33 protein-coding genes are annotated in these 24,858 nt (G+C 52.5%); 29 read left to right on the top strand and 4 right to left on the bottom strand.

Annotated elements, in window-relative coordinates:
* Positions 1-32 precede the first annotated feature (32 nt).
* Positions 33-1,145, top strand: a complete 1,113-nt coding sequence (locus MF6394_RS01285) for a tetratricopeptide repeat protein (RefSeq protein ID WP_153045968.1) — start codon at positions 33-35, stop codon at positions 1,143-1,145.
* Here MF6394_RS01285 and MF6394_RS33655 read toward each other — a convergent pair.
* Complete coding sequence (locus MF6394_RS33655) at positions 1,142-1,327, bottom strand: hypothetical protein (protein ID WP_116827419.1); 186 nt, start codon at positions 1,325-1,327, stop codon at positions 1,142-1,144. The two genes, MF6394_RS01285 and MF6394_RS33655, sit on opposite strands and share 4 nt — an antisense overlap.
* Positions 1,328-1,650: 323 nt before the next feature.
* Here MF6394_RS33655 and MF6394_RS01275 point away from each other — a divergent pair, with 323 nt between their 5' ends.
* From MF6394_RS01275 to MF6394_RS01220, 11 genes are all read left to right on the top strand, one after another.
* A complete protein-coding gene (locus tag MF6394_RS01275; protein ID WP_011923228.1) occupies positions 1,651-2,049 on the top strand; it encodes a response regulator in 399 nt (132 codons plus the stop codon).
* Between the two features lie 199 nt (positions 2,050-2,248).
* On the top strand, positions 2,249-2,692 hold the full coding sequence (locus MF6394_RS01270; RefSeq protein WP_011923229.1) for a hypothetical protein: 444 nt from the start codon (positions 2,249-2,251) through the stop codon (positions 2,690-2,692).
* 916 nt (positions 2,693-3,608) lie between these two features.
* Positions 3,609-4,112, top strand: coding sequence for a hypothetical protein (locus MF6394_RS33650; protein ID WP_153045967.1), 504 nt, complete (start codon positions 3,609-3,611; stop codon positions 4,110-4,112).
* 121 nt (positions 4,113-4,233) lie between these two features.
* On the top strand, positions 4,234-4,929 hold the full coding sequence (locus tag MF6394_RS01255; protein WP_078465904.1) for a hypothetical protein: 696 nt from the start codon (positions 4,234-4,236) through the stop codon (positions 4,927-4,929).
* The gene (locus MF6394_RS01250) at positions 4,926-5,378 is read left to right on the top strand and encodes a hypothetical protein (RefSeq protein WP_011923235.1); all 453 of its coding nucleotides are present in this window, start codon (positions 4,926-4,928) and stop codon (positions 5,376-5,378) included. The genes MF6394_RS01255 and MF6394_RS01250 overlap by 4 nt, the downstream gene beginning before the upstream one ends.
* A gap of 31 nt (positions 5,379-5,409) precedes the next feature.
* Positions 5,410-5,799, top strand: coding sequence for a hypothetical protein (locus MF6394_RS01245; RefSeq protein WP_078465903.1), 390 nt, complete (start codon positions 5,410-5,412; stop codon positions 5,797-5,799).
* Between the two features lie 100 nt (positions 5,800-5,899).
* A complete protein-coding gene (rdgC, locus tag MF6394_RS01240) occupies positions 5,900-6,820 on the top strand; it encodes a recombination-associated protein RdgC (RefSeq protein ID WP_078465902.1) in 921 nt (306 codons plus the stop codon).
* Between the two features lie 44 nt (positions 6,821-6,864).
* Positions 6,865-7,110 carry a hypothetical protein gene (locus MF6394_RS01235; protein ID WP_078465901.1) on the top strand — a complete coding sequence of 82 codons (246 nt, stop codon included), beginning with the start codon at positions 6,865-6,867 and terminating at the stop codon, positions 7,108-7,110.
* Entirely contained in the window at positions 7,103-7,795 is a 693-nt protein-coding gene (locus tag MF6394_RS01230) for a hypothetical protein (RefSeq protein ID WP_153045966.1), read from the top strand. Before MF6394_RS01235 ends, MF6394_RS01230 begins: the two co-directional genes overlap by 8 nt.
* The gene (locus tag MF6394_RS01225; protein ID WP_078465899.1) at positions 7,792-8,268 is read left to right on the top strand and encodes a hypothetical protein; all 477 of its coding nucleotides are present in this window, start codon (positions 7,792-7,794) and stop codon (positions 8,266-8,268) included. Before MF6394_RS01230 ends, MF6394_RS01225 begins: the two co-directional genes overlap by 4 nt.
* Complete coding sequence (locus tag MF6394_RS01220) at positions 8,265-8,798, top strand: hypothetical protein (protein WP_078465898.1); 534 nt, start codon at positions 8,265-8,267, stop codon at positions 8,796-8,798. The genes MF6394_RS01225 and MF6394_RS01220 overlap by 4 nt, the downstream gene beginning before the upstream one ends.
* 432 nt (positions 8,799-9,230) lie before the next feature.
* On the opposite strand, the gene csrA is transcribed toward MF6394_RS01220, so the two are convergent.
* A complete protein-coding gene (gene csrA, locus MF6394_RS01210; protein WP_011923241.1) occupies positions 9,231-9,419 on the bottom strand; it encodes a carbon storage regulator CsrA in 189 nt (62 codons plus the stop codon).
* Positions 9,420-9,606: 187 nt separating this feature from the next.
* On the opposite strand from csrA, the gene MF6394_RS01205 reads away from it, so the two are divergent.
* Together MF6394_RS01205 and MF6394_RS01200 are read left to right on the top strand one after the other, a co-directional pair.
* Entirely contained in the window at positions 9,607-10,017 is a 411-nt protein-coding gene (locus MF6394_RS01205; protein WP_078465896.1) for a hypothetical protein, read from the top strand.
* A 166-nt stretch (positions 10,018-10,183) separates the two neighbouring features.
* Positions 10,184-11,353 (top strand): replication protein, encoded by a 1,170-nt coding sequence (locus MF6394_RS01200; RefSeq protein ID WP_230383543.1) that lies wholly within the window; start codon positions 10,184-10,186, stop codon positions 11,351-11,353.
* A gap of 96 nt (positions 11,354-11,449) precedes the next feature.
* Here MF6394_RS01200 and MF6394_RS33645 read toward each other — a convergent pair whose 3' ends face one another.
* On the bottom strand, positions 11,450-11,695 hold the full coding sequence (locus MF6394_RS33645; protein ID WP_153045965.1) for a hypothetical protein: 246 nt from the start codon (positions 11,693-11,695) through the stop codon (positions 11,450-11,452).
* A gap of 1,075 nt (positions 11,696-12,770) precedes the next feature.
* Between MF6394_RS33645 and MF6394_RS01195 the strand changes: the two genes are divergently transcribed.
* The 14 genes from MF6394_RS01195 to MF6394_RS01125 all read left to right on the top strand — a co-directional run bounded on the left by MF6394_RS01195 (position 12,771) and on the right by MF6394_RS01125 (position 22,976).
* The gene (locus MF6394_RS01195; RefSeq protein WP_078465895.1) at positions 12,771-13,214 is read left to right on the top strand and encodes a hypothetical protein; all 444 of its coding nucleotides are present in this window, start codon (positions 12,771-12,773) and stop codon (positions 13,212-13,214) included.
* Positions 13,214-13,624, top strand: a complete 411-nt coding sequence (locus MF6394_RS01190; RefSeq protein ID WP_078465894.1) for a hypothetical protein — start codon at positions 13,214-13,216, stop codon at positions 13,622-13,624. Before MF6394_RS01195 ends, MF6394_RS01190 begins: the two co-directional genes overlap by 1 nt.
* The gene (locus MF6394_RS01185) at positions 13,621-13,950 is read left to right on the top strand and encodes a hypothetical protein (RefSeq protein WP_078465893.1); all 330 of its coding nucleotides are present in this window, start codon (positions 13,621-13,623) and stop codon (positions 13,948-13,950) included. Before MF6394_RS01190 ends, MF6394_RS01185 begins: the two co-directional genes overlap by 4 nt.
* Positions 13,951-14,383: 433 nt before the next feature.
* Positions 14,384-14,779: a hypothetical protein gene (locus MF6394_RS01175; RefSeq protein ID WP_078465891.1), complete on the top strand. Its 396-nt coding sequence runs from the start codon at positions 14,384-14,386 to the stop codon at positions 14,777-14,779.
* Positions 14,780-14,787: 8 nt separating this feature from the next.
* Complete coding sequence (locus MF6394_RS01170; RefSeq protein ID WP_177345121.1) at positions 14,788-15,420, top strand: hypothetical protein; 633 nt, start codon at positions 14,788-14,790, stop codon at positions 15,418-15,420.
* Positions 15,417-15,764: a hypothetical protein gene (locus tag MF6394_RS01165; protein WP_011923250.1), complete on the top strand. Its 348-nt coding sequence runs from the start codon at positions 15,417-15,419 to the stop codon at positions 15,762-15,764. The genes MF6394_RS01170 and MF6394_RS01165 overlap by 4 nt, the downstream gene beginning before the upstream one ends.
* Positions 15,765-15,774: 10 nt before the next feature.
* A complete protein-coding gene (locus tag MF6394_RS01160) occupies positions 15,775-16,242 on the top strand; it encodes a hypothetical protein (protein ID WP_078465888.1) in 468 nt (155 codons plus the stop codon).
* A 613-nt stretch (positions 16,243-16,855) separates the two neighbouring features.
* Positions 16,856-17,275: a hypothetical protein gene (locus MF6394_RS33640; RefSeq protein WP_153045964.1), complete on the top strand. Its 420-nt coding sequence runs from the start codon at positions 16,856-16,858 to the stop codon at positions 17,273-17,275.
* 116 nt (positions 17,276-17,391) lie between these two features.
* Positions 17,392-19,212: a PRTRC system ParB family protein gene (locus tag MF6394_RS01150; protein ID WP_238597269.1), complete on the top strand. Its 1,821-nt coding sequence runs from the start codon at positions 17,392-17,394 to the stop codon at positions 19,210-19,212.
* Between the two features lie 41 nt (positions 19,213-19,253).
* Positions 19,254-19,727 (top strand): PRTRC system protein E, encoded by a 474-nt coding sequence (locus MF6394_RS01145; RefSeq protein WP_078465886.1) that lies wholly within the window; start codon positions 19,254-19,256, stop codon positions 19,725-19,727.
* A 9-nt stretch (positions 19,728-19,736) separates the two neighbouring features.
* Entirely contained in the window at positions 19,737-19,949 is a 213-nt protein-coding gene (locus MF6394_RS01140) for a PRTRC system protein C (protein WP_078465885.1), read from the top strand.
* A 102-nt stretch (positions 19,950-20,051) separates the two neighbouring features.
* Entirely contained in the window at positions 20,052-21,518 is a 1,467-nt protein-coding gene (locus MF6394_RS01135) for a hypothetical protein (RefSeq protein WP_078465884.1), read from the top strand.
* Positions 21,505-22,203 (top strand): PRTRC system protein B, encoded by a 699-nt coding sequence (locus MF6394_RS01130; RefSeq protein WP_078465883.1) that lies wholly within the window; start codon positions 21,505-21,507, stop codon positions 22,201-22,203. Before MF6394_RS01135 ends, MF6394_RS01130 begins: the two co-directional genes overlap by 14 nt.
* Positions 22,200-22,976, top strand: a complete 777-nt coding sequence (locus MF6394_RS01125; RefSeq protein WP_078465882.1) for a PRTRC system ThiF family protein — start codon at positions 22,200-22,202, stop codon at positions 22,974-22,976. Before MF6394_RS01130 ends, MF6394_RS01125 begins: the two co-directional genes overlap by 4 nt.
* Here the strand turns inward: MF6394_RS01125 and MF6394_RS33635 are convergent.
* Positions 22,958-23,290, bottom strand: coding sequence for a hypothetical protein (locus MF6394_RS33635; protein WP_153045963.1), 333 nt, complete (start codon positions 23,288-23,290; stop codon positions 22,958-22,960). The genes MF6394_RS01125 and MF6394_RS33635 overlap by 19 nt on opposite strands.
* 167 nt (positions 23,291-23,457) lie before the next feature.
* On the opposite strand from MF6394_RS33635, the gene MF6394_RS01120 reads away from it, so the two are divergent.
* Complete coding sequence (locus MF6394_RS01120; RefSeq protein WP_078465881.1) at positions 23,458-24,855, top strand: hypothetical protein; 1,398 nt, start codon at positions 23,458-23,460, stop codon at positions 24,853-24,855.
* Positions 24,856-24,858: the final 3 nt, after the last annotated feature.

The raw sequence follows: 24,858 nt of genomic DNA, 5'->3' as shown, positions 1-24,858 counted from the left end.
TCATAGCTGGGTGTTCATCAAGTACGAGGCCTATGAGTTCCGGCAATCCGTTTGATGAGCCTCTCGCTGCACCTGAGGTTGTCGATTCGGTCTCACGTCAGCCACCACTACCTGTTCCCGCAACTCCGCAAGAGCTCCCCAATCAGGTTGAACTAAGTGATGGGGCTTCAGACCAGCCGGTGGAGTCTGATGTACAGGTTTATGCTGTAGATGAAGCTCCCTACTCTAGCGTCTCTGTCCCTTCTCCAGCTGTGGATACCTCTGATCCTTCGTCACCAGGTCAGACCCAGCCAACCACAACCCCAAGCCAAGCCGATGAGGTGCTTCAAGAGGCGCGCCGGGTTGGACGTACTGGAGATTTTATGGGACAGCTTGCCTTGCTTGAGCAGTCCGGATACATGGGCAATCCAAACGCGTTCTATGAATTGGCAAAGATCTATCTCACAGGCATTGGTGTTGAGAAAGCCCCAGACGCCGCTGTCGGGTACCTCAACTCTGCAATGAACCTGGGTCATTCAGAAGCTACGCGCGTCTTGGGCTGGCTATATGTGATGGGTAACGGGGTAGGCAAAGACGTTGCTTATGGTGAAATGCTGCTAGCTAAATCCGCGGAGACCAGCGTTAGAGCCAAACGTGAATTTGGTATGGCGCTGACTAACCAGCGCATTCCTCATCTGAATGATATGGAGCGAGGGCTCGAATATCTTAAGTCGGCCTCCGAAGCAGGTGATACAGAGGCCGCTAAGGCATTTGCGGCAGCTTTCACAGCCAACCCAGCTTCTGCGCCTGAACCTGAGCCCAGTACCGCACTTAGCGCGGGAGCGGATACAGCAAAGCGGCCTTATGAAGCCAGACCACGCCAGGCTATTCGGGATGGTGGTGATGAGTTGGAGCAGTTGGGGCGAACAGGCGACACCTCAGCGATCTACCAATATGCGCTCAACCTGTCACTAGGGCGCATACGCGCCCAGGGAGATCCACAATTCAAGGCCTACTGCTGGTATTCCGTGGCTGCCGCCCGCGGGTATGGGCCAGCACGGGAAGAGGTTCGGTCTTTGGCGGGAGTCAGAACCCTCGCCGACAAAAAGTACCCAGGAAGAATGGATGCTTGCATTGCAGAACTGAACGCTGCAATCGATGGCTAGCTAGCGACGCTGGCCGCCGCGCGGCCAGTAACCGTAATCTCGTAACCACCACCAGGCAGTTCAATAGCTTTTACAAAACCGACGCTTTGAAGGCGACGAAGGTGACGCCCGCCCAGCATCGACTTGCGCGAGTTGTCCAGCTTGCTGTTGAGTGCACCGCCCAAGTCTGCAGCAGTGAGCACAGAACCTCCTAGCCCATTCAGTACCTTCAGGGCTTGAAGGTCGAGCTCGGAAATAACAATGTTGGCGGGGCCCCGCGAAAAATTCTGATGTTCGAGTAGCGGTGTTTTGGGGTGTCTCATTAGCTCATGTCTACGCTTACGGGTCGCAGCAACTCTATATGGTCAAGGATCGTAGGCAAGTCATTATGGCCCTTCGAAATTTGAGAGCACTCGTTGCGCTCTGTTGATTGATTAAAAAAAGCACCATCGTTTTGGGTAGCTACTCTACCGTTTATCGGTAACCATGGCCCCGCATGGAGCTCCAATTTCCCCGAGGTTGAGAAATGGCTGATTCACCACTACGCGTTATGATCGTTGATGATTCCCGCACAATTCGCAAAGCTGGCGAAGACATCCTGACCAGTGCCGGATGCGTAGTCATGCTTGCAGAGGATGGGTTTGACTGCCTCACCAAAATCAAAGACTTCGCTCCTGACTTCATCTTCGTTGATGTAATGATGCCCCGAGTTGATGGCTACATGGTCACCCAGGTCATCCGGTCTCACGAACACCTCAATTCAAAACCAGTAGTAATGCTTTCCTCGAAAGACGGGGTTTTCGACAAAGCCAAGGGTATGGCCGCCGGCGCAACTGATTACCTGTCAAAACCGTTCAAGCAAGAAGACCTGATCGCTGCCGTTACTAAGCACGTTCCTACCTTTGTGCCGATTACTACAAAGTGACCAGCAGCACCAATCAGCAATGACCCTATCGATGCCACGGGGCCTTCCATCTTGGCCCCGTTAACCCCACCTTTACATCATTTTCCATCTCAACCCTTGTAAACTCAGATTCACACGTTATCCCAGTATCACAGGCCAACGGCCTACCAAACAGGGTGTCAATGTCGACCCCTTCTGTGATCGCTTCGGGAGAACACGTATGACTGAATCACTTCTTCGTATTGCCTACTTCGCCATTGGCATCTACACATTTGCGAGCGCGCTGCTCACAAGCACCATTCTAAGCCGTGCGGATACCCTATCGGCTGTCGAAAAGCTCAGTCTGAGCAGTATCTGGGTGTCATTCGTTGCCTTCGTTCTGATTGTAACTTGGGCCTCGAGGGCTGCCGCTGCAAAACCCGGTCACAAACTTTCCGAGTCATTCCTACGCGTCTCGTTTCTAACGATGGGGCTCTTCTTCGGTACCTGCGCCGTTGCAAGCACCATGGCTTTGACCGCATCCAACAGCGCACTTCAGGATTGGTTCTGCGTTGGTGGCCTGTGGTTCGCATTCGTAAGTTTCTGCGGGATCCTTTTGTTGCCCGGCCGTATTGGCGGCAAGGTAGTGGCTGCTGAACTTTCCACAGACGCGCATTCCGCATAACCGTTTTGACGTGATTCGGTCGCTGTAAAGTGTCAAAGTTGGATCAATATCCAGTGAGTCCAACGAGGGAACATGACGGATCTACAGCAAACTCATAATGCGTTTGGCGGTTTGGACGGCTATAGGGCCGTCCATGAGGCTCTTTCCCGAGCTCTTGCCGAGCCCGCTGCCCAAGGCGACCACGCACACGGTGCTCGCGCAGGATTTCTCCTTAGTCAGATTGCTCCTCAGGTGCAGGCCTTGCGCTCAGGCTCAATCACTCAAGCTCTGGAAGACGCTGGTGTGCCTCAGGAGTACCTTAATCTCCTCGCCCCATACCTCGTTCCTCAGGCAGAGCCGCCTCAGACCCTTGTTCATCAAGTGGTTGCGCTCTAATGCGAGGCACATTCAAATCTCAATTCCATTTTCAGGACTTGCCGACGACAGAACATATGGTTGTCTCTGGCGCGGAGCCAGGTGATTCCTTCATTGTGAATCAAGCTTCGATTCTTGTTCGCCACCCAATTGGTGATCAGTTCGCTTACACAAGCAACGACGCTTCGGGCGTATTCCTGGTGTGCTGTGAGATCGATGGGGCCGTTGTTGAAACCTTCGTCAAATTTCATAATGGACTGGTCACTTCCTGCGATAACAACCACTCACAACCCTGTGGTTACCGGTTCGCTCCAACCTGGATCAGGTCACATCGACTTGATCGGCCTGATGCAATCCGCACTCCCGAAGCCACTCATCTCGTTTCGCTTATTCGTGCTGTGGACGCCGGCGTGATTGTTGACCTTTCCTCAGATATGGATCGACTCATGGTTGCGCTCGCCCTTTGCCATGTCGACCTTTTAGGCGCGTTCACTCCAGCTCAGGCTTGGGCCTTCCTAGACGAGGCGCACATCTGCGCAGTGAGTCAGTGGGCTCGGTAGCATTGTCTGAATCGATTGTTCATTTAGACTGGCAGTTTCGCTACGCCCTTATTCAGAACGCTGATAGCCTTGAACGTATCTATAATACGAGACAAGTCATGCAGACTGATTGCACTGACGTCAGCGAGCATGTCACCCGCACGCTAGGCGTCCTTCAAGAACTGCCTCACGGCCCTTCTCATCAACGCCCTTTGAGTCTTTCTAACGATGGGGTCAACCCTGCTGAGAATAGCGGCTCACCTGATCATTACCTTAGGATTCTCCTAACCAACATAGCCAATGAGGTAGGCGCAGGGTTCCTCTCAAGCGTGAACCCTGCGCTCCTCGAGCAGTTTTGCATTATGACCGTCCTCAGAGGAGAGCCTGGCGGCAAGATGCTCAACGACTTGCTTTCTTCATTTCTCAGCTCCTATGCCAATCCAAAGAGCAGTGATTCAGCTGTTGACCTTCTCGGTGATCTCATTGGTCTTTCTGGCACCGCCCACACTCCTTCACCCGCTATTTAGAAACGTTCGGACCGCTCAATCGAGCCGTAACCAGAATTGGGGCCTAGCCCCTTTTTTGGTGTGAGGCTTCTGCCACGCGACAAGTACGTCTCCAATGGGGTTAATTTCTAGGAGTGTACTCATGAACACCACCATCTCTTCCCGCTCTACTACACCCCAGCTCGGATTCGATTTCCCCACTGGCATGGCCCTTTCTGGCGGCATCAACAAGTCTGGATCTAAATCCATCCCGGATCTCGACCTTACCAACCCAACTGGGATCGCAGCCGGGGAGGCTTTGTCACGAATGATCGTTGATGATCGCGTTCTCCACATGGGCATGACGACCTGGCGAGCTCTACTCGACCGTGCGATCTCTCTCGGGCACACAGAGTTGTATCCCTCTGAAAGTGGTCAGGTAGGCCTTCGCACCCCTGGTCTTCGTTTCGGACCGATCCAGCGCATGCCGGACCTGGGCCCGCAGTACGTCATTCAGTCAATTTTCAGAAACCGCCTCGATTCCCGCCTTAAAACAGAAGAGCAAGTGAAGTCTGGGCGGGTAATTGTCCAGGGCACGACCAAGGTTGAACTGGTCGTGCTCCAGGAGACGATGACTCTCTGCCTTTTCTTGGGCCGCAAGCAAATTGGGGCTCTCGAACTGGATCTGGACACATTGACAGCGGGTTGCGTGAACGACGGCGCCTCTCAAACCGCGGCATCTCTCACATCAAAGCTGGCCGAGGCCTTTCCCGATGAGGATCACCTCTTGATCACTCGATCGGCCCAGGCCGCTTTTGACCAGGTGCTGAAGGTCTTGGGGATCGGAGGTGTGAAGTGAGCCGACGGATTAACCAAGCTGTAATTCAACATCTGATTGATATTGAACATCGGGATTTAAACGCCGGGTCTGTTACTCCGCGGCTGGTAGAAGCCGCAGGTGAGGCGATTGCTGACGTTCTTCTTGATCATGGGTACCAGCTCGAGAGCAGCTATCGGGACGGTCGCGATGTTGTCCATTGCTACATCAACCCGCGAACAGGCGAGATTCTTGATGATATTGGATTCACTCTCGACCTTATGGATGACGGAGTGGACGGGCCAAACCTGACAGTGCTGTTGCGTACCGACGTGGCTCACACAGCACCCACTTTCGGCTTCTCCGAGGCATTGAGAACAGCCAGATCCTGGTACCTGCCCATGTCGAATATGGCGACTGCTCGCGAACTGTTCTCTGTTGCCGGCGGCCTCAAAACCGAAGCCTGCTTTGTGTGGCTCGCTGCTGCCTAGAACTAGATCATTGCGGGATGGGTGGAGACGTATGAAGAAGAAATCAACCAGCAAGAAGCACAGGCCGTTCAACGCACTACGTGAAGCTAGAAACAAGCTCGGGCTATCCCAGCTTGAGCTGGCTATCGAATTTGACGTTGCCCGTACGACCATCATAACTGCAGAGAAAACATCTCCTCGGCCGTGGATGACTATTGCCTGCCTAGGCCTAGGTAGCCTTATGTTTGTTGATCAAGGGGTGAAAACGCTATCTGGTGAGCGCTTCAGTAGTCTGCGTGAGCGGTTGGGCCTTACCCCTGGTTCCCTCGGATCGAAGCTAGGCTTTGCCGAAAGTACGATCATGACCTGGGAGAGGACATCGCCGCCGGCCTGGGCCCATCCAGCGATGATAGGACTGACAGTTTTATCGCTGGTAGGCTAACCAAGCTCTAATTTCTGAGCGGTTCCTTTGAGTTGGCAAAGGCGGGCAGTGCGTTACCCTGTTCGCCTTCATTAAACTGATTACAGAGGAATAGTGCACGATGTGGTTCAAAAACGTTTTGGTCTATCGGCTGACCCAAGATCTGCCTCTTACCCTCGAGAGCCTTGAGCAAGCGCTGCGTACCAAGGTTGCCAAGCTACCTGAAAGCCAAGTCCTCCAAACTGTTGGCTTCCTTGCTCCTAACAGCAAGAACCCCGACGCTCCCCTTGCTCACGTTGTTGATGGTGTGTTTCTCGTGGCACTCCGGATGTATGAACGTATCCTCCCCCCAGCAGTAGTAGCTGATGCTGTCGCTGAGAAGGTGGAAGAAATCGAGCTCAGTCAGCTGCGAAAGGTCTACAAAAAGGAAAAGGATCAGATCAAGGACGAGATCACCCAGGCCTTCTTGCCGCGCGCCTTCATCAAAAAGGCAACAACCTACGCTGCCATCGATCTCAAACAGAACCTGATCTATGTGAACACCTCGAGCCCTAAATCGGCAGAGGCACTTCTCTCGACATTGCGAGAGGTGCTGGGCAGCCTGCCGGTACGTCCTGTAGCAGTCAAAATTGCACCAACGGCCACCTACACTTCCTGGATCAAGACCGAGAAGGCTGCTGATGATTTCTACGTCCTCAGCAACTGCCGTCTGAACGACATCAGTGAGGACGGCGGGGAAATCCAGGTCAAGAATCAGGACCTTACATCTGACGAGATCAAACAACTGCTCGATAGCGGTAAAATCGTCAGCCAGATCAATCTGGCTTACAAGGACTTGCTGAGCTTCACTGTGAACGACAAGCTTGCAATTCAGGGCCTCCGTTTTGAATCGCTCCTGCATGAGAAGGCAGTTCAGGATGGTGGTGATGATGCAGATTCCCAATTTGACGCATCTTTCCTGCTCATGATGAAAACCTTGAACGAAGCCGTTCCAGCGTTGCTTACCGCCCTGGGCGGCGAGGATATTCCCGCCGGCGTTTAACTGACTGAATAAGGCCCGCCGCATGCGGGCCTTATGGTGAAAGCATGAATGATGTCGACAGCTTTATTCTCACGGTCCTGAAGACCGATGCGCTACCGGACAGCTTCAGTCTGGAGCAAGTCCAAGCTCTTATAGGCTCAGCTTTGGAGCATTCCGCGGACAAACAGTCTGCTCTTGACGAAGAGCGCATTCGCAATCTTCGCTCAGCCCTTCATACAATCGAGGAAACCACCACAGATACTGTGGCTGGGCTTGCTGCGCGGCATGCAAGGCTGTTAGATGATGACTGATGCCTATCAGCCGATAGCCGCGACTCAAATCCAAGCATTGCAACCCTTACTGGCTGGCTTCACCAAAGGCCTCATTGATCTAGCTACCCGCATTGCCAGCGGTCTTGCTGAGGTAGGTCTACCTACGAGCTTTGATCTGCAGGGCGACTGGGTAAAGCTCACTTTACTGACTGATCAGGGGGGCATCACCTTTGCCCTCATGGAGCCTGAGGTGTGCGGGTTATCGAACGAGGCTTTACCGATGCGTGTAGGGGTTAGCTTGTCGTTCGGTATTCCGGACGGAAACGAACTGACCGATAAGCCGGACACGATGTTCTACTTGCCGGCTTCGTTCACCGTGGATCAGCTCTTGGCACTCGGCCGAGGTCAATTTTCACCACTGCAGTTCACAGAGCTGTTGAACATGTCGGTGCGCCATGCCATGTCATCTCCACGTGATAAGTTCCCTCGCTCAATCCTCCTGATGATCGCTGAGCGAACTTCTTTACGTGACACTGGGGTTCGGTATTTTGAGCTTTGGACCCAGTCCCGTGGGGGTGTAGACATTCAACAACTACGCCCTACCAACAACCCGCACATCGCTGCAGCTGAAGCACGCACGCTTGGCTTCCAGCCAACTATCTATCGTTGCCAGTCAGGATCGTTCATCAGCTTTACGGAGACTGATGCAGGGGTGTTTTTATGAGAAGGCCACTCAGCGCTGGGATCGGTCTGCTGATCACTTTGAGCCTTGTTCAGGTGCAAGCACTTGCAGCACCTGTAGAAACACTGCCCAAACCAATACGGACCTCGTTGAAAACCGATTCGATAGTCTGCTCGCATCCCGAATCCCTATTCCTCATATACGAGGCAAGCTCTATTGCAATGGCCGGCGGGGGTAGCGATGCATTCAAAGCCTATTTTGCGGCTGCTGGGAACGTGTTCGAAGCACGATCTGAGTGTCTGGTCCAATCCCAGAGCATCGAGGTGACAGTAGAGGGTTACACCACGATTAATAATCCACTAAAACCCGAGCCAGTGGTATACGGGCGCTTTGGAATTGAGGGTTCGGATAATAAGGTTTGGGCCACGATTGGAAACCTCCCGGCCTTTGAGAAGGATGCTTTACGCTCGGGGTTGGTGAAATCATCCGCCCAAATAGCGGATACCCCACGATGAAAGACGCCTTAGCTGCTGTGCTTGGCGGAATATTGAATGGTTTTGAACAGGAGAGCCATGAAGCATACCTGGGTCTGGCCGAAACAGATTTCTATGCAAAGCTCGCTCAGGATATCGAAGAACGAACGCCCGAACGTTTCTCGATGCACCTGAGTGTCGAGCATATGAGAGCTGTGGACGGCTTGCTCCTGGCGAAACTTGGGGGTAACTCGAGTGCAAAATTCCTGTTTAAGCATGGGGACTTTATTGAGTCACATGTAAGAAAGGCCATCGAGCGTGCTGAAGGTTTTTCTTGTGGGGCAGATAAAACCAGAACCGTTATGCGTACGTTGGCTCGGCATCTTGTTGACGGCATCGCCATTGATCACGATTACTCAGGTGAGCGTACATACCACCTGCCAACAACAGTGCTTACGAACCAGGTTGAGGTCTTAAGTTTTTTCAATGGGCTGCACCGTCTCTACTACGGTGATCCTGTCCCTTACCTTTCCCACCTGATGGCCTATCCACCCGCCAGCGCTATTTCATAATCAGGCGGTGACCGCGGCCGGCGAGCCTGGCCGCGTCAACCTCGTCATCGAATGGCGCAGTATTCCTTAAGGTCAGCGATACGTTCCTGTGAATACATGTCGCCCGACGGGAGCTTTCGAGTCTCAGTACGCTCAGTGGTTTGAGCTATACCCGGAATTCCGTCTCGGGCCTGTGTGATGGTGTAAACAAGGCGTACATCGTGACAAGGCTGAGGCTCACAACCCTTTTCTGAGGAGCAGATTTTTGCTGACTTCTCGACTAATGCATCAATCTGCCGGCACTCGATATTTGAGAACCCAGCCTTGCATTTGAATCCTTCAAGCTTGAGATCGTTGATCAGGCTCGCCATCGCCGGGCTTGGATCGGTTATCCAAGCGGATGTACATCCAGCTAACGATGCAACGGTCAATAGAAGCACGGCTGTTGTCGTTCTAGGCACTGCCCTTCTCCAGCTGGCGCTGATCTTGAATGCGTTGATAGATCTCATCTCGATGAACATCAACATCCTTCGGAGCAGTGATCCCCAAGCGGACCTGGGTACCAACGCAGCTCAGGACAGTAATCGTGATGTCATCACCAATCTTGATTGATTGACCGCTGTTTCGAGTAAGTACGAGCATGTTGCCTCCTGTATTGACTCCAAGACCATATCCCCTGCTCGGGTCCGACGCATCCGAAAAATGGTCCTCCGAATTCAGTGCTGGGATTCTCATGAATTCCGACGACCCCTTTTGGCGTGCAATCGAAATATCAGCCGTTATCCTCGGAGACTGACCTGTTCTCGAGACCAAGACTGTGCAGATTTCAATGAAGAAGATCGTTTTGACCGTTGCCGCCATGGCGATGGCAGCTGCTGCATACGCAGCTTTGCAGCGGCCAGACGATGTGCAAGCACTTGCTACTGCGCAGGTTGAGGATTCTGACACCGTAAGATTGGCGATCGGCAAGGCATTCATTGCTGATCCTAAGTCTTTTGATCTGCCTGCAGCGTCTACACGTTTGGGTAAAGCCCGGCTGGAAGGATATGCGGTCTGCACGCAATCTGCTGAAGCCACTGCGGCCCAATACATTGAGGTTTCTCAGATGCTTGACTCTGTCGCGAACAATGTTCAGGACTTTCAACGCGTCATTGATGGGGTTATGGAATCGAAATCCGGCATGTCTGACTGTGATTTCCGCGTAATCGTAGCTATGGCACAAGCCAACAAGGGTATTTGATCACCCATGCATTCTTCGTCCGCCTTTCCTTATCGTCTTGTCTACCTCCATGTCGGCAGATTGAAAGCGAAGTGCGTAAATTCAAAAGTAAAGTGAGCCAGCTCACTCTTCTTGCTTCAACCGCCGCAATGCATATATGCATCGCGGGGTGCACGGGTAACCCCTAATGGACCACAGCAATCCAAGCACACAGCAACTCCCTGGGATGGAAAATGTATCAGCTTCGGCTGGCCGCCCCGACAACTCTATCGCTGCCAAGCTGCGCAACATGCAGCATCGCAACATGCAACGCTCGGCCGGGCCAGATCTGCAGGGCGAACTATTCAACCCATATGAAATCCGACTTGATGATGCTGATCACAGTAATCTGGTATCGATCTACGATGCTCTGCCTCGGTTCAGTTGGGCTTCGAAGACTGTTCGTGACATGAGCCAGATGAGCACCCAGCTTGAGGGCAGCCTCAATGGTCAGCCCTTCCGTGTGGTCATGAAGGCTGTGAGCATGGAGATCCCAATTAAAATCAAAGGAAAGGCGACTGGCCAGACGGAGTGGGTTGGCTTGTACCCCAGCAGCCGCGAAGAGTGTGTTGAGGAGGCTCTTCGAAAGTTCAGCACACAGCCCGGGCGCTTCAATGAGGTGAAGTGCTCTGTTAGCTTCAGCCTTTACGACCTCCGGCAGGAACTCAAGTCTGTAGGCCATACCTACACCTACGATGAACTGCGCCAGGCGCTGGACATCCTGGCAAAATCAAGCTTGACGATACAAACCCGGTCCTCCGATGGAGACGTGATAGACATTACCTCCAACTATCTCCCATTTCTCTACTTGCGAAGCAAGAACAAGAAGAGCAAAAACTACATCGATGTGAAGGATATTTCCGATCAGGAGAAGGGTGACGCCACTCTGTGTATGGCCGTATTACACCCCCTGATCTCACGTGGCATCGAACGGGGCGATTACCGCCTGTACCACTACTCAACCTCGATGAAACTCACGAACAGTCTTGCTAAGACTTTAAACCGGGAGCTTTCAATGCGCTGGCGGAATGCTTCCCCTACCCACCCCTATCGCTTCCACCTTGTTGAGTTTTTGAGTAATACAGCGAGGGGCTTGTCCAAACGCATGCCTGAGGATTATCGGGCGGTGAACATAGCCTTGGCCGAGCTTGTGCAGGAAGGGGTGCTCTCCGAGTTTAAGTCGACACCGATCAAGAAGCCTAAGGGCAAAGGTGCAATCGACTACGTCTACGAAATCCTACCAACTAAAAAGTTTGTCGGGATGATGATCGATGGCCATCGTCGAGAAAACAACCGCCAGCTTGCCCTCACAGCGTAATCAACCGGCATACAGCATTAAGCCCGCATCATGCGGGCTTTTTTGCACTTGCTGAAAACTTCCCCTACACATCTCGGATTTGGGAAATTATGACTTTCAAGCTTTGGTAGCGGCCGTGAGGGTTGCGTCTATTACGCAGCCCGGGCACTGGTTGGGAGAAGTGCGTGTATTTGGCTGTCCAACCAAAGATGCCTTCATCGTCTCAAATTCAGAAGGTGAGAGGTTTCGATAGCCATTGCGCCAAGGGTCGTTCGGAGAATCCAAAAATCTAATACTGCCCTCGTTGCCTGCTGCTCTGACTGACTGTTCAAGCCTTTCATCGATGCTCTGTTTTTCGATCATGGTTTGATTTCCTGGGTCAGAGTTTGACTAATCATAATTGAACCCCTAAGCATCGCTCAATGGATTCAGGAGAACCTTCGTTACAGACCAATTGTAACCGAAGGCTTAGGTGCCATCCTGTTGCGCTCATTAATCCTAAGCCCGCTGCGACAGGTTTGAATAGGCAGCTATAGTTGTATTTCTCTCAAACCAACCTGTTCTGAAACATGTTCCAGGTGCAGGCAAATCAGAAGTCAGGAATGGTGCACGATTGCCGAGCCTAATCTTCTCTCGATACCAAATTACACTCGGTTTCCTTGCCTCCAATCCGAGGACTCTGCGTCTTCATGGCAAGACCTCGCTGTCGAATCACGTTCAAACCTTATTCAAAATCGACATCTGGCCGATCCGCCATCGATCGATTACTGTCATTTGAACAGTCAGGATTGCTCCACGATTCACCAGCGACGATAGCAAGGATTGATGCACGATTCGAAAATTCCAAATCGGTGTGTTCCAGGCAGACTTGCATTTTGCCCGTTCGCGCCCTTTTCTGAATTGACTTCAATGTTAACTGTGTTCTCGGTACCGCTTAGCAAGGATTGCTTCACGATTCCTTGATGTCGAAAGGAATGAACTGTTCTCTGACATTCGTCTCTAATTTTGACCAAGTGAAAATATTTTGTTCTTTTCACCGCTATACAGTAGTAAGCATTGGTTCACGATAGTAGTCAGGATTGGTGCATTCACCCTTTGTATCTCTAGTTATCCACAGAAATTCGCTCTAAATAGCAGCTTTCCTTAGCGAGGATTGGCTCACGATCAAGCTAAGGCTAGTGAGGTTTAGTTCACGATCAGTTCTTATACAGTAAGGATTGGTCCATGATTCCGGCTTCCTTTTTGTCTCTTAATCAGGATTGATGCACGGTTGGAGTCAGGTTTGGTCCACGTTGATACGCTGCAAGGCCCGCGGTTATTGGGTTCCTGAGTTCCTTCCTTCTTTTGTCCTTTTCCTATTTATTCCTTTGATTTACCCGCTTCTGGCACGCGCCCTTACGTAGCTTAATACCCTCACATTCACTGCGAGGATTTCACTATGGAAGGACTAACCGCCTACGGTCGTTTTGCCGTCATTTGCTTTACGGTCGGGTCACTCGTTGGGAGCTTGGTCATCGGGTATCTGATGCTTACTCCTTCGCCACTACCAGTAGGCCCAACGGTTATCTCTTTCGCTGGCGCTGTATCACCAGCCTGCATCATCGCGTTAGTGATTGCTCGCTCGGTGCGTTCGATGTCATGGCTTCTGGCTCCAACCTTGTTGATTGGAGGGCTTGCAGTCCCTTTGGATTTTGCCTTCGCTTGCTTGCTCGGTTTCTTGAGCGAACGCGGTCTGCAGATGACGATAGCTGGTTTGCTCATGATTTCCATGGTCGCACTAGCAGTCGCTCTAGAGCGGACTTTGATACGAAGCTTGACTAACAAAGCACTCGGGATGCCGGTACAGCCTGGGCATGAAGAGATCTCTGGAGCCGCACGCTAATGAACGCAAAAGCAAGTCCAATTGGCGGCACCCAATCACTGCTCGTACGATCCCAGAAATGGCTCATGTCCAACCCTGAGTTGCTCGATGTGAAGCAAGCCTTATCAGCGATAGTTGCCAAGGTTTCCAAAGGTGCTATCGCCAACGACGATGATTCTCGGGATACCTACGACGCTCTGACTGAGCATTTTGTCGACGGCGGTGGCGACTTATCAGACCTCCCCTCCTACCCTGAAATTCCGATCAGTGACGGCTTGGAAACTAAGCTGGCAACTGTTGGTTCAGCAGGGCTTGATTATGGGAACTTGTACCCCGATCAGGTAACGGTCGCACCGCTGAGCCAGGAGGAAAAGCGAAGCAGGCTGCAAGAGCTCAGATCCACATTGGTTCGCCCAGGAGGTTTCAGATGAGCCCGTTGGAGCAAGCAAAAGAATGGCTCTCGAATGAAAAGCCAAACACTGAAGAAATTCAGCAATCTGTCGACAATCTATGCCACCAAGTGGCGAGGCCACCAAGCGGTTTATCTGTCGAACAGATCATGGCTGCTATTTCTCATCTGATGATGTCGATTGGAAAAGATCCAGCAGAATTGGTTCTCCCAGATCCCCCGCCCAAGGCTTGCCTTGACCTTAGCCCCCTGGGCGGCAACTCCGAGCATTTTGAACCAGAGCTGGACATCGTCGAGCGCCGTAGACGCTTCGAACAGTTGAAAGAGGACCTAAGGTCGCCGTTCTAAGATTCCGCTCGCTTCCGGCCCTTCAGCGACTCCACAGGAAGGCAAGGGGCCGATGACGCCTCGACAAAGAGATCAGCGTCGAAGAATTTTATGGCTTCCCTAAGCTCTGGCTCTTTCAGCAATTGAGCCAAGGCAGGATTGGTGCTCGATATCTGTTCCCATGCCTCACGCTTGTATTTCTCAGCTAGGCCGCTGAGCTTCACATACCTCTCACCCTTTGGCACAACTGGCATTGAATAGGTATTCATCCAGGTTGTAGCGGACTCATCTGCCATGGTTCACCAGTGGTTGTATAGATCAAACCACTGTGCCGGTATTCCCCCTCTCAGCAAGTCATAACGCCCTTCCCGAATTCTGATGAGGTGTTTTGGATTGTCATGTGTGCCGCGGCAGTTAGAATCTGCTCAATCATGGGCCAGAACTGACCATTGTCATGGCAAGAGCACTCATCCTCACTGACGTCGCGTCCGAGGCGTTTCACACTCAGCAGATCCTAAGCGACTTCTTCGATAGGGTTCGTGCGTGCAATACCGTTGCCGGAGCACTTGAGGAAATAGCTGAATCAAAGCCTGACCTGGTGATTGTCTTTGGGCTTGAGGGTTTCAGGTCCCAGCCATTCAAGGCTTTGGCTCAGGTAATAACCGACACCACCCCCGCAATGCTCATGTGTGTTGGTCCTCAGGTTGTCGGCAATGGAGAACCCGAACGGTCAATGATTGTTATCCCTCCGCTCAACCAGACCAATGTCGTAAAAGCAATACACGAACTCGGCCTGGCCGGCATCGTGAACCAATCCTCACTCAACAAATATTGCCTCCCGGCCAATTAGGGATGACCATGCTCAAGTCTTTGTTCAGCCTCACAGCTCTTTGCCTCGCCATCGCGGGCTGTGCTAGCAAGCCCGAGTTCCAGCAGAAAACGTACCAGTACGACTCCAAAGAGCACTCTGGGACCGTAGCTGTTACCGAAACCACCAATGTTCCTGATGAACAGTGCACAGAGCGCTGGCGGGATGAGCGGACTTACCAACCCAATGGTGTTCAACAGATCACCGGTTTTCGGATTGAAATTCAAATCCTTGACCACAGCCCTGACACCTACGGAAACCTGATCAAGGTTGAACTCCCATCAAACCACGGCCGTGATGTCCTGGTGCGCGACTTTCAGAAAGACAAGACTCTCATGGTCGGCGTCGACAAAAATGGCATGGTCAAACAGGGCGATTTGTTCTACTTCCCTGAAGGTTACTTTGTCCGTGCTGCACAGCCTCAGTTCAAAGACGAAAACTTGAGTTTCTGCCTAGGTGTCGATCGGACTTACGTCCCATCTGCAGAGTTGAATACACCTAACCCGCTGATCCACATGGACCGTTTGAACGTCCGATTCAACGGCAAACCTGGTGAAGAGAAGACCTTCAACTTCGGTTCGGTTCAACCGATCAGCGTTAATGTCCGGGCCGCACCACTGTGACTACGAAAACGGTTCTGGTTTTTGCCCCTAATGTCGGTGTGGCCTGTTCGATTGACGGACTGACTTCGATCGAGCTGGCGCAATACGCCATGGGGTACTACGAAAGTATGTTCGAGACATGCCGTGTCTCGTACCCGGATGGGAAGGATGCTTTCCTGATCGACGTTCTTTGCAACGGTTACACCGAATGCCATCAGGTTACAGCTTGGGCGGGTGTTCCTGAGGTCATTGAGTTCGATTTCGACAAATACCCTGCAACCCCAAAAGCGAAGCTTGATCACGCCACCTTTGGTGACGTACCAGCTCTCAAACTCATCATGAGCAAGTTTGCCAATATCCTGTGAGGACTTACCAATGCGTTGGATTGGTTTCATGTTGTGCCTGGTCCCTTTGGTAACCCACGCAGCAACCGCGGAACTGCAGGTCTCTGTGGTTGCAGGTGCTGAAGAGCCACAGGCTTACCACTACGCTCTGGATGGCAACAAATACGAGCTCGACATTCGTGAGAGCCATCGTTACCAGGCAGCATTCAAGGATGGTGCAACCAAGCGGGACGTTTGCCGGGAAGCCCAGTACAAAACTGGTCTGCTGCTCTCTTTGCGCTCCTTGCCCAAAGCAGCTGATGGCTCGCAGCCTGTCGAGGTCATCGGTCAGGTCTCAACCCTTGATAGTCTGGTCGACGGCAAGCGTTTTTCCTGCGGTCAAAATCAAGAGGTGAACATGAGTAATAAAGCGTTCTCCGATACCGTCCAGGTTGAGCCCAACCGTACAAAGGTCGTTGTGATCGATGGTAAATACGTGGTGATGTTGAAGGTGCTTTAGCACTTTTGAATGTGCTTCGGCATGTATTACGAGGGTTAACGTTTTTAGATCGGTGTGTCCTTGGAGGTCCCCTTGTTAAGACTTTTGATACTCGTATGTGTGTGCGCTGCTATTGCTGTAGCCCTTACGTCCGGATTATGGGGAGGCAAAGGTTGGTTCGTTTGATATTTATGGCTCATTCGTACAACAGGATCCTACTCACCGCCCCCCGGAAAGTGATGTAGACCTTTTCGGCTTTTTAGAGGGTTTCAGAATGTGGCACTACTCGCGTGTTGACTATCTGGGCCCTCATGCCATTTGCATTTTCTGCAACCGGCTTCTGCGGAGCCGCAAAGGAATCGTTATTTCCAACGGGTCTGAAGAGGCCTTTGCCGGCCCTAATTGCGCGAAAACAATGCTAGGCCCTCCAGAAGAACGCCTTCTGGACGTTACTCGCCTTGCGCTGCTCGTAGTCTCCGACGATGACCCAACTTTGCCTCCCGCCCCCTCGACTCTTCCAAGCTTGAAATCAGTTCCGCAGCTTGGGTCTGTACCCAAGACTCAGGTTCAGGTCCGCTCTCCACTTCCACCTCTCGACAAGATCGTTCAGTACCTCAGGCTGAGGTGCGAATTCATGTCCGAATTTGCGCACCATCGCTCTCAAATATTGACTCAGGCTTTTGATGCCTATACCCGAACGGGGCAACTTGATGAAGCTGACCGCAAGAGAGTTGCAGGGACGATTCGGAATGCGGGTGAGCAGAATACGGTTTTCAGTGAGGCTAATGTGATGCGTTGCATTGGAGTCAATCACTGGCTTCGTGAGGCTCTGGAGAACACGCACGCCGATCGACGCGAATTTCTGACTGCGATGCTCAATAAACTCCATAGTCAGTGGCATCTCACTGAAGCTCAACTCTCAGCGGTTAACCGCTGGGGTGAGTGGCTACGTAAGAAGGTCCATTCATTCCCCCATCTCGACACCCAGGTATTCAATGGTGTTGTGGTACCCGAATTTATGAAATCAAAAGGGCAAAGGAAAATAAAACCCTAACCCGGCTCCGTACTTAAACTTTGAACTGGATTTAAAGATAAATACGGACGCTGAGGGTTCTGGCACGCAGTTATGGGGTCAACAATTTGCCCATCCCAACATAACGAGATCCTCCCGTGACGAACCTTTCTCTTGCGACCACCAATGTCCCCCACACCCAAATTGATCCAGCGCTCTCTGGTCAGCGAGTGGCCTGTAATCTAATCCGACGCAATCCAAAGAATGACCCCCGTAAGGGTCGCAATAAGGCCCGCTATGCACAGATGAAAGAAAGCATCCGGGCTGAAGGTGTCATTCAACCCATCTTGTTGCGCCCTGTCCTCAATGCTGACTATCCATACGAAGTCGTCTATGGGAACACCCGTTTCGATATCAGCGTCGATCTGGACATATCGGATATCCCCGCGATTATTCGTGAAATGACCGATGTTGAGGCGCGCCGCGCAGCCACCATCGAGAACATCCAGCGCGCCGATCTGACTCCCATTGAGGAGTCGTATGCAGCCGTTACTGAGCTTGCTGATCAGAACAACGATCACGAAGAGGCATGCCGAACACTCGGTTGGTCGCGCTCCAAGCTCGACGCTCGCATCCTTCTGTCCAAATGCTGCGACGATGTTGCTGAAGCCCTTGTGCAAGGGGATATCAAGCTCGGCCATGCCGAACTGCTTGCACCAATGATTCACGATGACCAGCGACTAATCTGTGCCCGTATTGTTGAGCGCAAGATGACAGTTGCCGCGACCCGCGAGCGACTGATCCAACTTTCCGGGGTTATCGCTAATGCCCCCTTCGATACAACTGCCTGCCAAGGCTGCGAACATAACAGCTCGCAATTCGGTGATCTGTTCGGCACCTCGCTTGGTGAAGCTAAGTGCCAGAATCGCACCTGCTGGGAGGAGAAAACGTCCTCGCTCATTAAGGTCAAGCTCATTGAGGCCGAGCAAGAGTACGGAATCGTCCATACCGACCTGACCCTTCCTGACAATGGCTATGTGCTTTTGGAAGACAAAGGCCCGAATGGCGTCGGCATCAATCAATTCACTGCTTGCACAGCCTGCAAGAGCTACGGCGCTGTGGTGAGCACCAAGCCGGGGAACGAAGGGCACATCATCGGTGGTCACTGTTTCAATACGTCTTGCCATAACGAGCATAAAACTGCCTATAAAGCCTTGATCGCTAGCGCCACTGCTGAACCCGCAGCGAATCAAAGCGACAACGCACAATCGCTTAGCCCGACTGGAAAAGCTCCGGCTGCTACCGGCCCAAAGTCGGCAACTAAGCCCGGTGCTAACTCCCCTGCCAAGCCGCAGGAGGTCAAAAAGGCGATCAAGCGCGAGGCATTCACTCTGTTTTCGCAAATGGGCAGTCAGGCTATTCAAGCGAATCCATCCTACTCGTTGGCGATTGCCATCGTTTCGATGTACCTCGACATGCGTTCCGATCTGCCAAGCGAACTGCTTACCCGCTTGCAGAAGGCCCTTGGCTTACCGAATGGTCTGTTCGGGCATGACCGGGCATCTACCGAGGCTGCACTGGCACAGAAACCCGCAGAGGAGCTTCAGGGATATCTGAGCCAACTGGCCGCTTGTACTGTTTTCCGCCGCGACGGCAGCGACCAATTCCAGAAATCGATTCCTGGTGCTCAATCCATTGCATTCATCAAGGCAGCGGGTATGGATCCGGTCGATCATTTTCAGATGACCGAAAGCTACCTCAAGTCCCTGACTAAAGCCGGTGTGGTCGCTGACTGTAAAGCCAGCGGTTTTGAAGCGAAGTATGACGAAGTCAAAGGGGCGAAAGAGTTCGCAAAACTTGTGATGGGCAAGAGCGATGAAATTATCAAGGCCGTCCTAGCATTTGAGGAATTCAGCTGGAAAGGCTATCTGCCAGAGACGATGAAAATCTCTGCTTACGATGGTTCTGGCACAGTCTAACCACCCCCACACTGGCTCCAACTTAACGAGGAACACAAACGATGAACACTTTTCTCCAGTCAGTAGGTGCGGTACTCACCACCGGCCTGAAATCAACCGTCGAGCTGCATGGCTTAGGTGATGGAAAGATAAAGCTGTTGTACACCCCGGACATTGGCCCAACCCCTGAAAAATCCTCCGAGGCAGTCGTTCAGCTTCGTTCCGCAATTGCAAAGCCAATGGTAGTGAGTGGCACGCCAGAGGAAATCGAGGAAGCGTTCGCAGAGTTGATCGCATCCAAGGCGGCTGTAGTGCGTCGTGGTTTGAGCGCTCTGGATGAAATCGAGCGCCTTGCCACTAAGGCGGTTGATGAAGCCAAGTCGAAGCCTGCGGCAAAAGCTGCCTCCACTGCACCTGCTGTGGGCGAAAGCGAAGACCGTGACGATGAAGCCGACAGCGATGCAGACAGCGAAGCCTCAGGCCATCGCGCCCCCGTGGCAACTGAAGTTACTGGCAACAGTGCAACGAACTTTTAAGGGGGATTTATGGCCGTTTCAATTCTCACTCTGAGCCGTTTGTTTCGCTTTGCCGGTCGCGATCTTCCTGATCCTGATCCGAGCATGGAGCCGATGGATGTGCTCAAGCACTATGCCCGTCAATTTCCTCGCCTGAATGGCGGCAAGTTGATCGACCCTATCAACGAAGGAGATTCTCAAGTTTATGAGTTCCGTCAAGGCAACTTCGGCGACCGCGGCTAGCCCGATAGAACAACTCAGGGCATGGGCGGGCGGTGCAGCCGCCCCCACTCCCGAACCCACCATCAACGATTGCTGCCTTGAGCGCAGCCAGCAGGTCAGACTGTGGAATCTCATGCACAAACCAAGCAAACCTGGAGTCCTCTCCAGTTCCCTAGCGCCCCGCTAACCGCGCTGACCATCCCGCATGTTAGTGCAGCAGTGCAACACAGTGTTGCTGCCTTGTTCATGCGCGAGCACGGCTATTTGGTAGATCATAAAGGTCACAGCGCTTTCTGCTTGGAGGCCCTTCAGGGAGGATTGCTTCACGAATCTGACCTAAGCCCTCTCAACTGCTACCCGAATGGGTACGGCCTGCATCTGGTGACTGGCAAGGTTGTGCGTAGCATTGAGTCGCGGGTCGAGTTCACACGCGAGGCTGCGGTTCCTGATGCCGAGCGAATTGCTTACGGTCTGGCCCGTAAGGACATCGACATCACATACGCTTCCGGGATTGCGCTGTCGGTAGCTGAGGCAGGATTGCTGCACGATTCTGTTCTCGCCCCCATCCTCACTCAGGGGGCCGATTGCGGCTATGACCTTGTCAACGCAACTAAGACAGCCCTTGACGCCTTGTGGCCTCAAGCTCAGCGCGAATGCCGAAATGTCGAAGGCGGCACGGTCTACACCGATCAGCCTTTTTACAGCCACATCCACGGTAACGACTTCTATCTAGAAGCCTGCGAGCGCAACTGCTTCTACCTCGATTGGCCAGAGTTGACCCAAGAGAATCTTGAGATGCATATCCTGCTGACCAAGACGCTCGACGCGATGAATACCTACTTGATCCCGTTTCACACGCCATTCACAGCTTTCAGTTGCTGGGGCCAGTACACGGGCGGGGTTTCTGAGAGCTACGAAGCAATCAAGGATGACGTTACGGGCAAGAGCCATGCTGAAATTGTAGAGGTTTTGAAGGCGCACGATGACCTCGACGAGCTTGGCTGGCTGGGGATGGAGATGGATGCCGACGAAATGGATGATGCATCTGTTGAGCGCGCCGCTTCACTGCTGTGGCAGATGGATGACGTCGAGCGCAATTTCAAATATCAGCTTACCTATGGCCAAGATGTTACCAACGAAAACCGTAAAGCCGAATTGGGTGAATTGCTTTCCCAGGCTCGGGAAATTAGCCGCCGGAACTCAAGGGAATCTGGTCTTGCGCAAGTTCTGTCTGACGCGCTCAGCTCTTGCATTAGCCGGGTTGACGGACACCAACCCGTTGACGCCCTAATTGCTCAGGCTTACGGCGACAGCGAGGAGCTTGGGGGATACGAGAACAGCCCAAACCGATTCTTCGATTGCATTTGGGTGCTCGCAGATGAACGCCATAAGGCGCTTCACGTTGAAGCTGTTGAGGGCTTCAACGCCGATCTAGAGGAGTGCGCCGATGTGACGGTGAAGCTCCCGCTAAACACCGGGGTGCTGGTGGCACAGGTCACAGTCCCGATAATGGAGAGAACTAGCCAATGCCTTGAACTGCTAAGGCGCATCCAGCTCTCTCTTGAGGTTCCTGCAAATGCTCAACAATGATGTCACGGCCCGCGCCCTCATTGCGTTTCACCACACCAAGACCAATCGTCTCGATTTCACTTCCCATGAGGTCATTAACTCACCAGTAGAAGGTGGGTTCACTCTCGGAGCTGGTCGGGCGTTCTCAGAAGAAGACAAGGAAACGCTGGTTGATCTTCTTTTGAATATTGACGCTGGCATCGAATTTATCGACACCCGGATTCTGATCAAGTCGCGTAGCTTGCTGGCTTGGTACAACCCGCCTCAGGTCATTGACGTTCTGTTCAGGGACTCTGTTCACAAAGCTCCGATCCCGGGCCTGATATTTATCGCTTCCCAAGGAAAGCTCCGCTGCTTCGCCTTCAAGGGTAAAGGGCGACCTACCCCTGACACTAAACTGTTCTTGGCCCCAATGGGCAATATGTATAGCTCGGGGTCCTTCTGCTCGGGCAACTGCGATGTTCCAAAGGACAACACCATCGCGAGCATCCCCGGCTGGGAGCGATTCGTGCTGCAATGCGTGAATACGCACATGGGTATCAAGGTGCTCAAGACTCCGACGAATTACGAGGAGGTTATTGCCTTCTATAAAATGCTGAGCGACACCAGCGCCAAAAACTTTCCGGCAGCTCAACTGCTTCCGATGCTTGCCAAGGGGGTTCAACTCACTCTGAAGGATGCAGTGGTTACAGGGGGTGAAGAATGACTGCTACCGTTCAGGCCTTGCCAGTGGCGACACGTTACAAGACCCCCAACGAATGGACTTCTAGAGCAATTCGTATCGTCGTACTTGGAGCTGGGGGCAACGGAAGCGAGGTCGTAGACTGCCTGTCGTCGTTGCACTGCGCCCTGCGCAGCCTTGGTCATTCACATGGGCTGCATGTCACCGTCATCGATGATGCAATCGTGCGCGAATCCAACCTAGTCCGGCAGCGGTTTTGGCCTTGTGATTTGGGCGCATACAAGAGTGTGGCCCTAGCCAACCGTTACAACCTGAACCTTGGACTTGATTGGGTGGGCCTACCGTACCGGTTTCCTTGTGAGGAAACTCGATTTGCGATCGCCAAGGCCGACCTGCTGATTTCATGTGTTGATGTGAACTCGGCCCGGTTAGCAATCGGGAATAGTGAGGGTGACTTCAAGCACAACGCAATGTGGCTCGACATGGGCAACGGACATCGTCACGGTCAGGTTGTTTTTGGTGGGCTGCGGGCCAAAGACCGTAAGAAGTTTCCATGTGTACTGGATCACTACCCCGAAATTGCTGACATGGCTGACAACCATACGAAGTCGTGCTCTGCTGCTGAATCGATTGCAGCCCAAGACTGTCTAGTTAATCGAACGGTTGCCACGGCGGCGATGAACGTCGTGTGGGAGTTGATACGTACTGGCTCTACAAATCGAAATTGGATCACCGTCAGTTTGGAAACGGGCGAGCAGCAAACCTACCCTTTCCCGCCTCAGAACAGCGATAGCTGATTCGCCTCGAAATAAATCCGCTCCATACACTGGGGCGGCAGACCGGAATGCCCTGACGCCTTAGCCCGGGCAATCATTCCTTCCCTGAGATTTGCTGCGAATGCTGCGGCACACGATGTACAAATCGTGAAATCCTGAAGCACGGGCAGATCATCAACTTCCACAGTGTAGATGACCTCACTCCCAGCTACAGACAGATCACAAAGAGTTAGCCTTGCAATCAAAGCTGGTTCAGGTCGGGCCATAGCAAGGTGAACGTGCTTGTGCATCACCAGCATCACCAAGGTGTCCCCTTGGCGAATAGCTTGTTGCAAGGTAGTCGTTGGGCCCACGGATCGATCACGTTTGGAGGTGTGATACGAGTATAACGCTGGCGCTGAATGAGTCATCTGAAAGCAAACCTTCTGAATCCTGGCTCAGTTAGCTAAATATCCCAATATAGGGCAGTTGCCTTCCACTATTAGGCTATAGGGGAGACAAAATGCCGTTAGCAATCCATTTCTACGATGCAATCACAGCGGGTAAATCACCCGCTGAAGGTCAAATCGTGCGCTATGACTCGCTCATGTGCGAGGAGTCTCTAATGCCTCAGGTTATGGAGATGATGGTCGGTTTGCGCAGTGATGTGCATGTTGATCTGGAGGCTGCTGCTAACTCTGAACTCGGTTCAATGGATCTGCTGAGCGGCCATTCGGAATTGGAGTGTGCGAGAACAGTCCATCGTCATTTCACGCGACCAAACTGTTTGCATATCGGCTTAGGTAATACTACGCGGGTTGATCCGTTTCTAAGGTCAACTTTTTACCGCAATCTTCTGCCTTTCCCCTGCATTGGGCTACCGGGACACAGCTACTACCTGGATCTAGAAACCATGCTCCGGGCCATTAATATCTTAAGGCCGGATGAGTACCCTTGGGCGGACAGCCCTGACCCAACCAACACCCAATCCTTCCATCATTTCCTCATGTGGGATGCGAATGTAAGCGGCGAGAATCGCGCGGTGAGGTTGAGAGATCTACTGGCGGACACGCACGCCAGCTGTCCCAAGCTTGTTGGCCATGCTCTCAAGCACTCATCTCTACAGAGCATCAAATCTGCCTTGGGCTTAGAGCAGGGTGAGGTCTGCGATCTCGAAAGCGCCACACCCATGTACCTGGTCCACCAAAGTCTGCAGGCACCGAAAGGCTTCATCCTTGGACTGCCAGTTGGTGTCGATATCACATACCCCGATATTTTGTATGTGGCGGATCTTGAGTCCGATCTTAGCCAACTATGCAATCCAGCAATCACTTCATACCAAAGCTTTGTCCGAAACCCTTCATCAAATCCAAATGGGCCGCTTGTGCGGATTTCCCTCAGCCGCTTTCCTTTCTGCGCACCGCTTTCGGCCATACGACCGGCCGATGCAGCTCGGCTTTCCATCGATATCGGACTGGTGAAGCGAAGGATCGCCCAGCTCAGGTCTGCGACGCTCTTACCGTCCAGGTTAAAGGAAACACCTGTACTCCAGTTGTCGTCTCAACCTTCTGACGTGTACCACCGCATGTGGGCAGGAGATTTTTCACCTAAAGACCAGGTACTGATGCAAGAGCTCCATCAAGCGCCTATGGGGGAATGGCTAAATCTAGCTGTTGGCGCGAGCGACGGTAGGTTCCATGAATTAGTAGTCCGTCTGCTGGGCAGGATAGCCCCGGAAATATTAACAAGCGGCCAAAGAAGCGAGGTTGATGCATTCACTCAATTGCGGTTCGCCAAAAATTCGCCCCCCCCACTTTGGGTAGCAGAGCTCTTGAAACAGGCACAAGATGGCAATGAAGCATCATCAGCGGCAGTCGGCCTTATGCAGCTGCACAAACGCATTACCCGCAATATCGGATAAGTC

The sequence above is a fragment of the Pseudomonas sp. MF6394 genome (genome assembly GCF_002018845.1).
Lineage (GTDB): Bacteria > Pseudomonadota > Gammaproteobacteria > Pseudomonadales > Pseudomonadaceae > Aquipseudomonas > Aquipseudomonas lactis.
The sequence above is the reverse complement of the archived record's forward strand: the minus strand, read 5'-3'. Positions and strand labels throughout refer to the sequence as shown.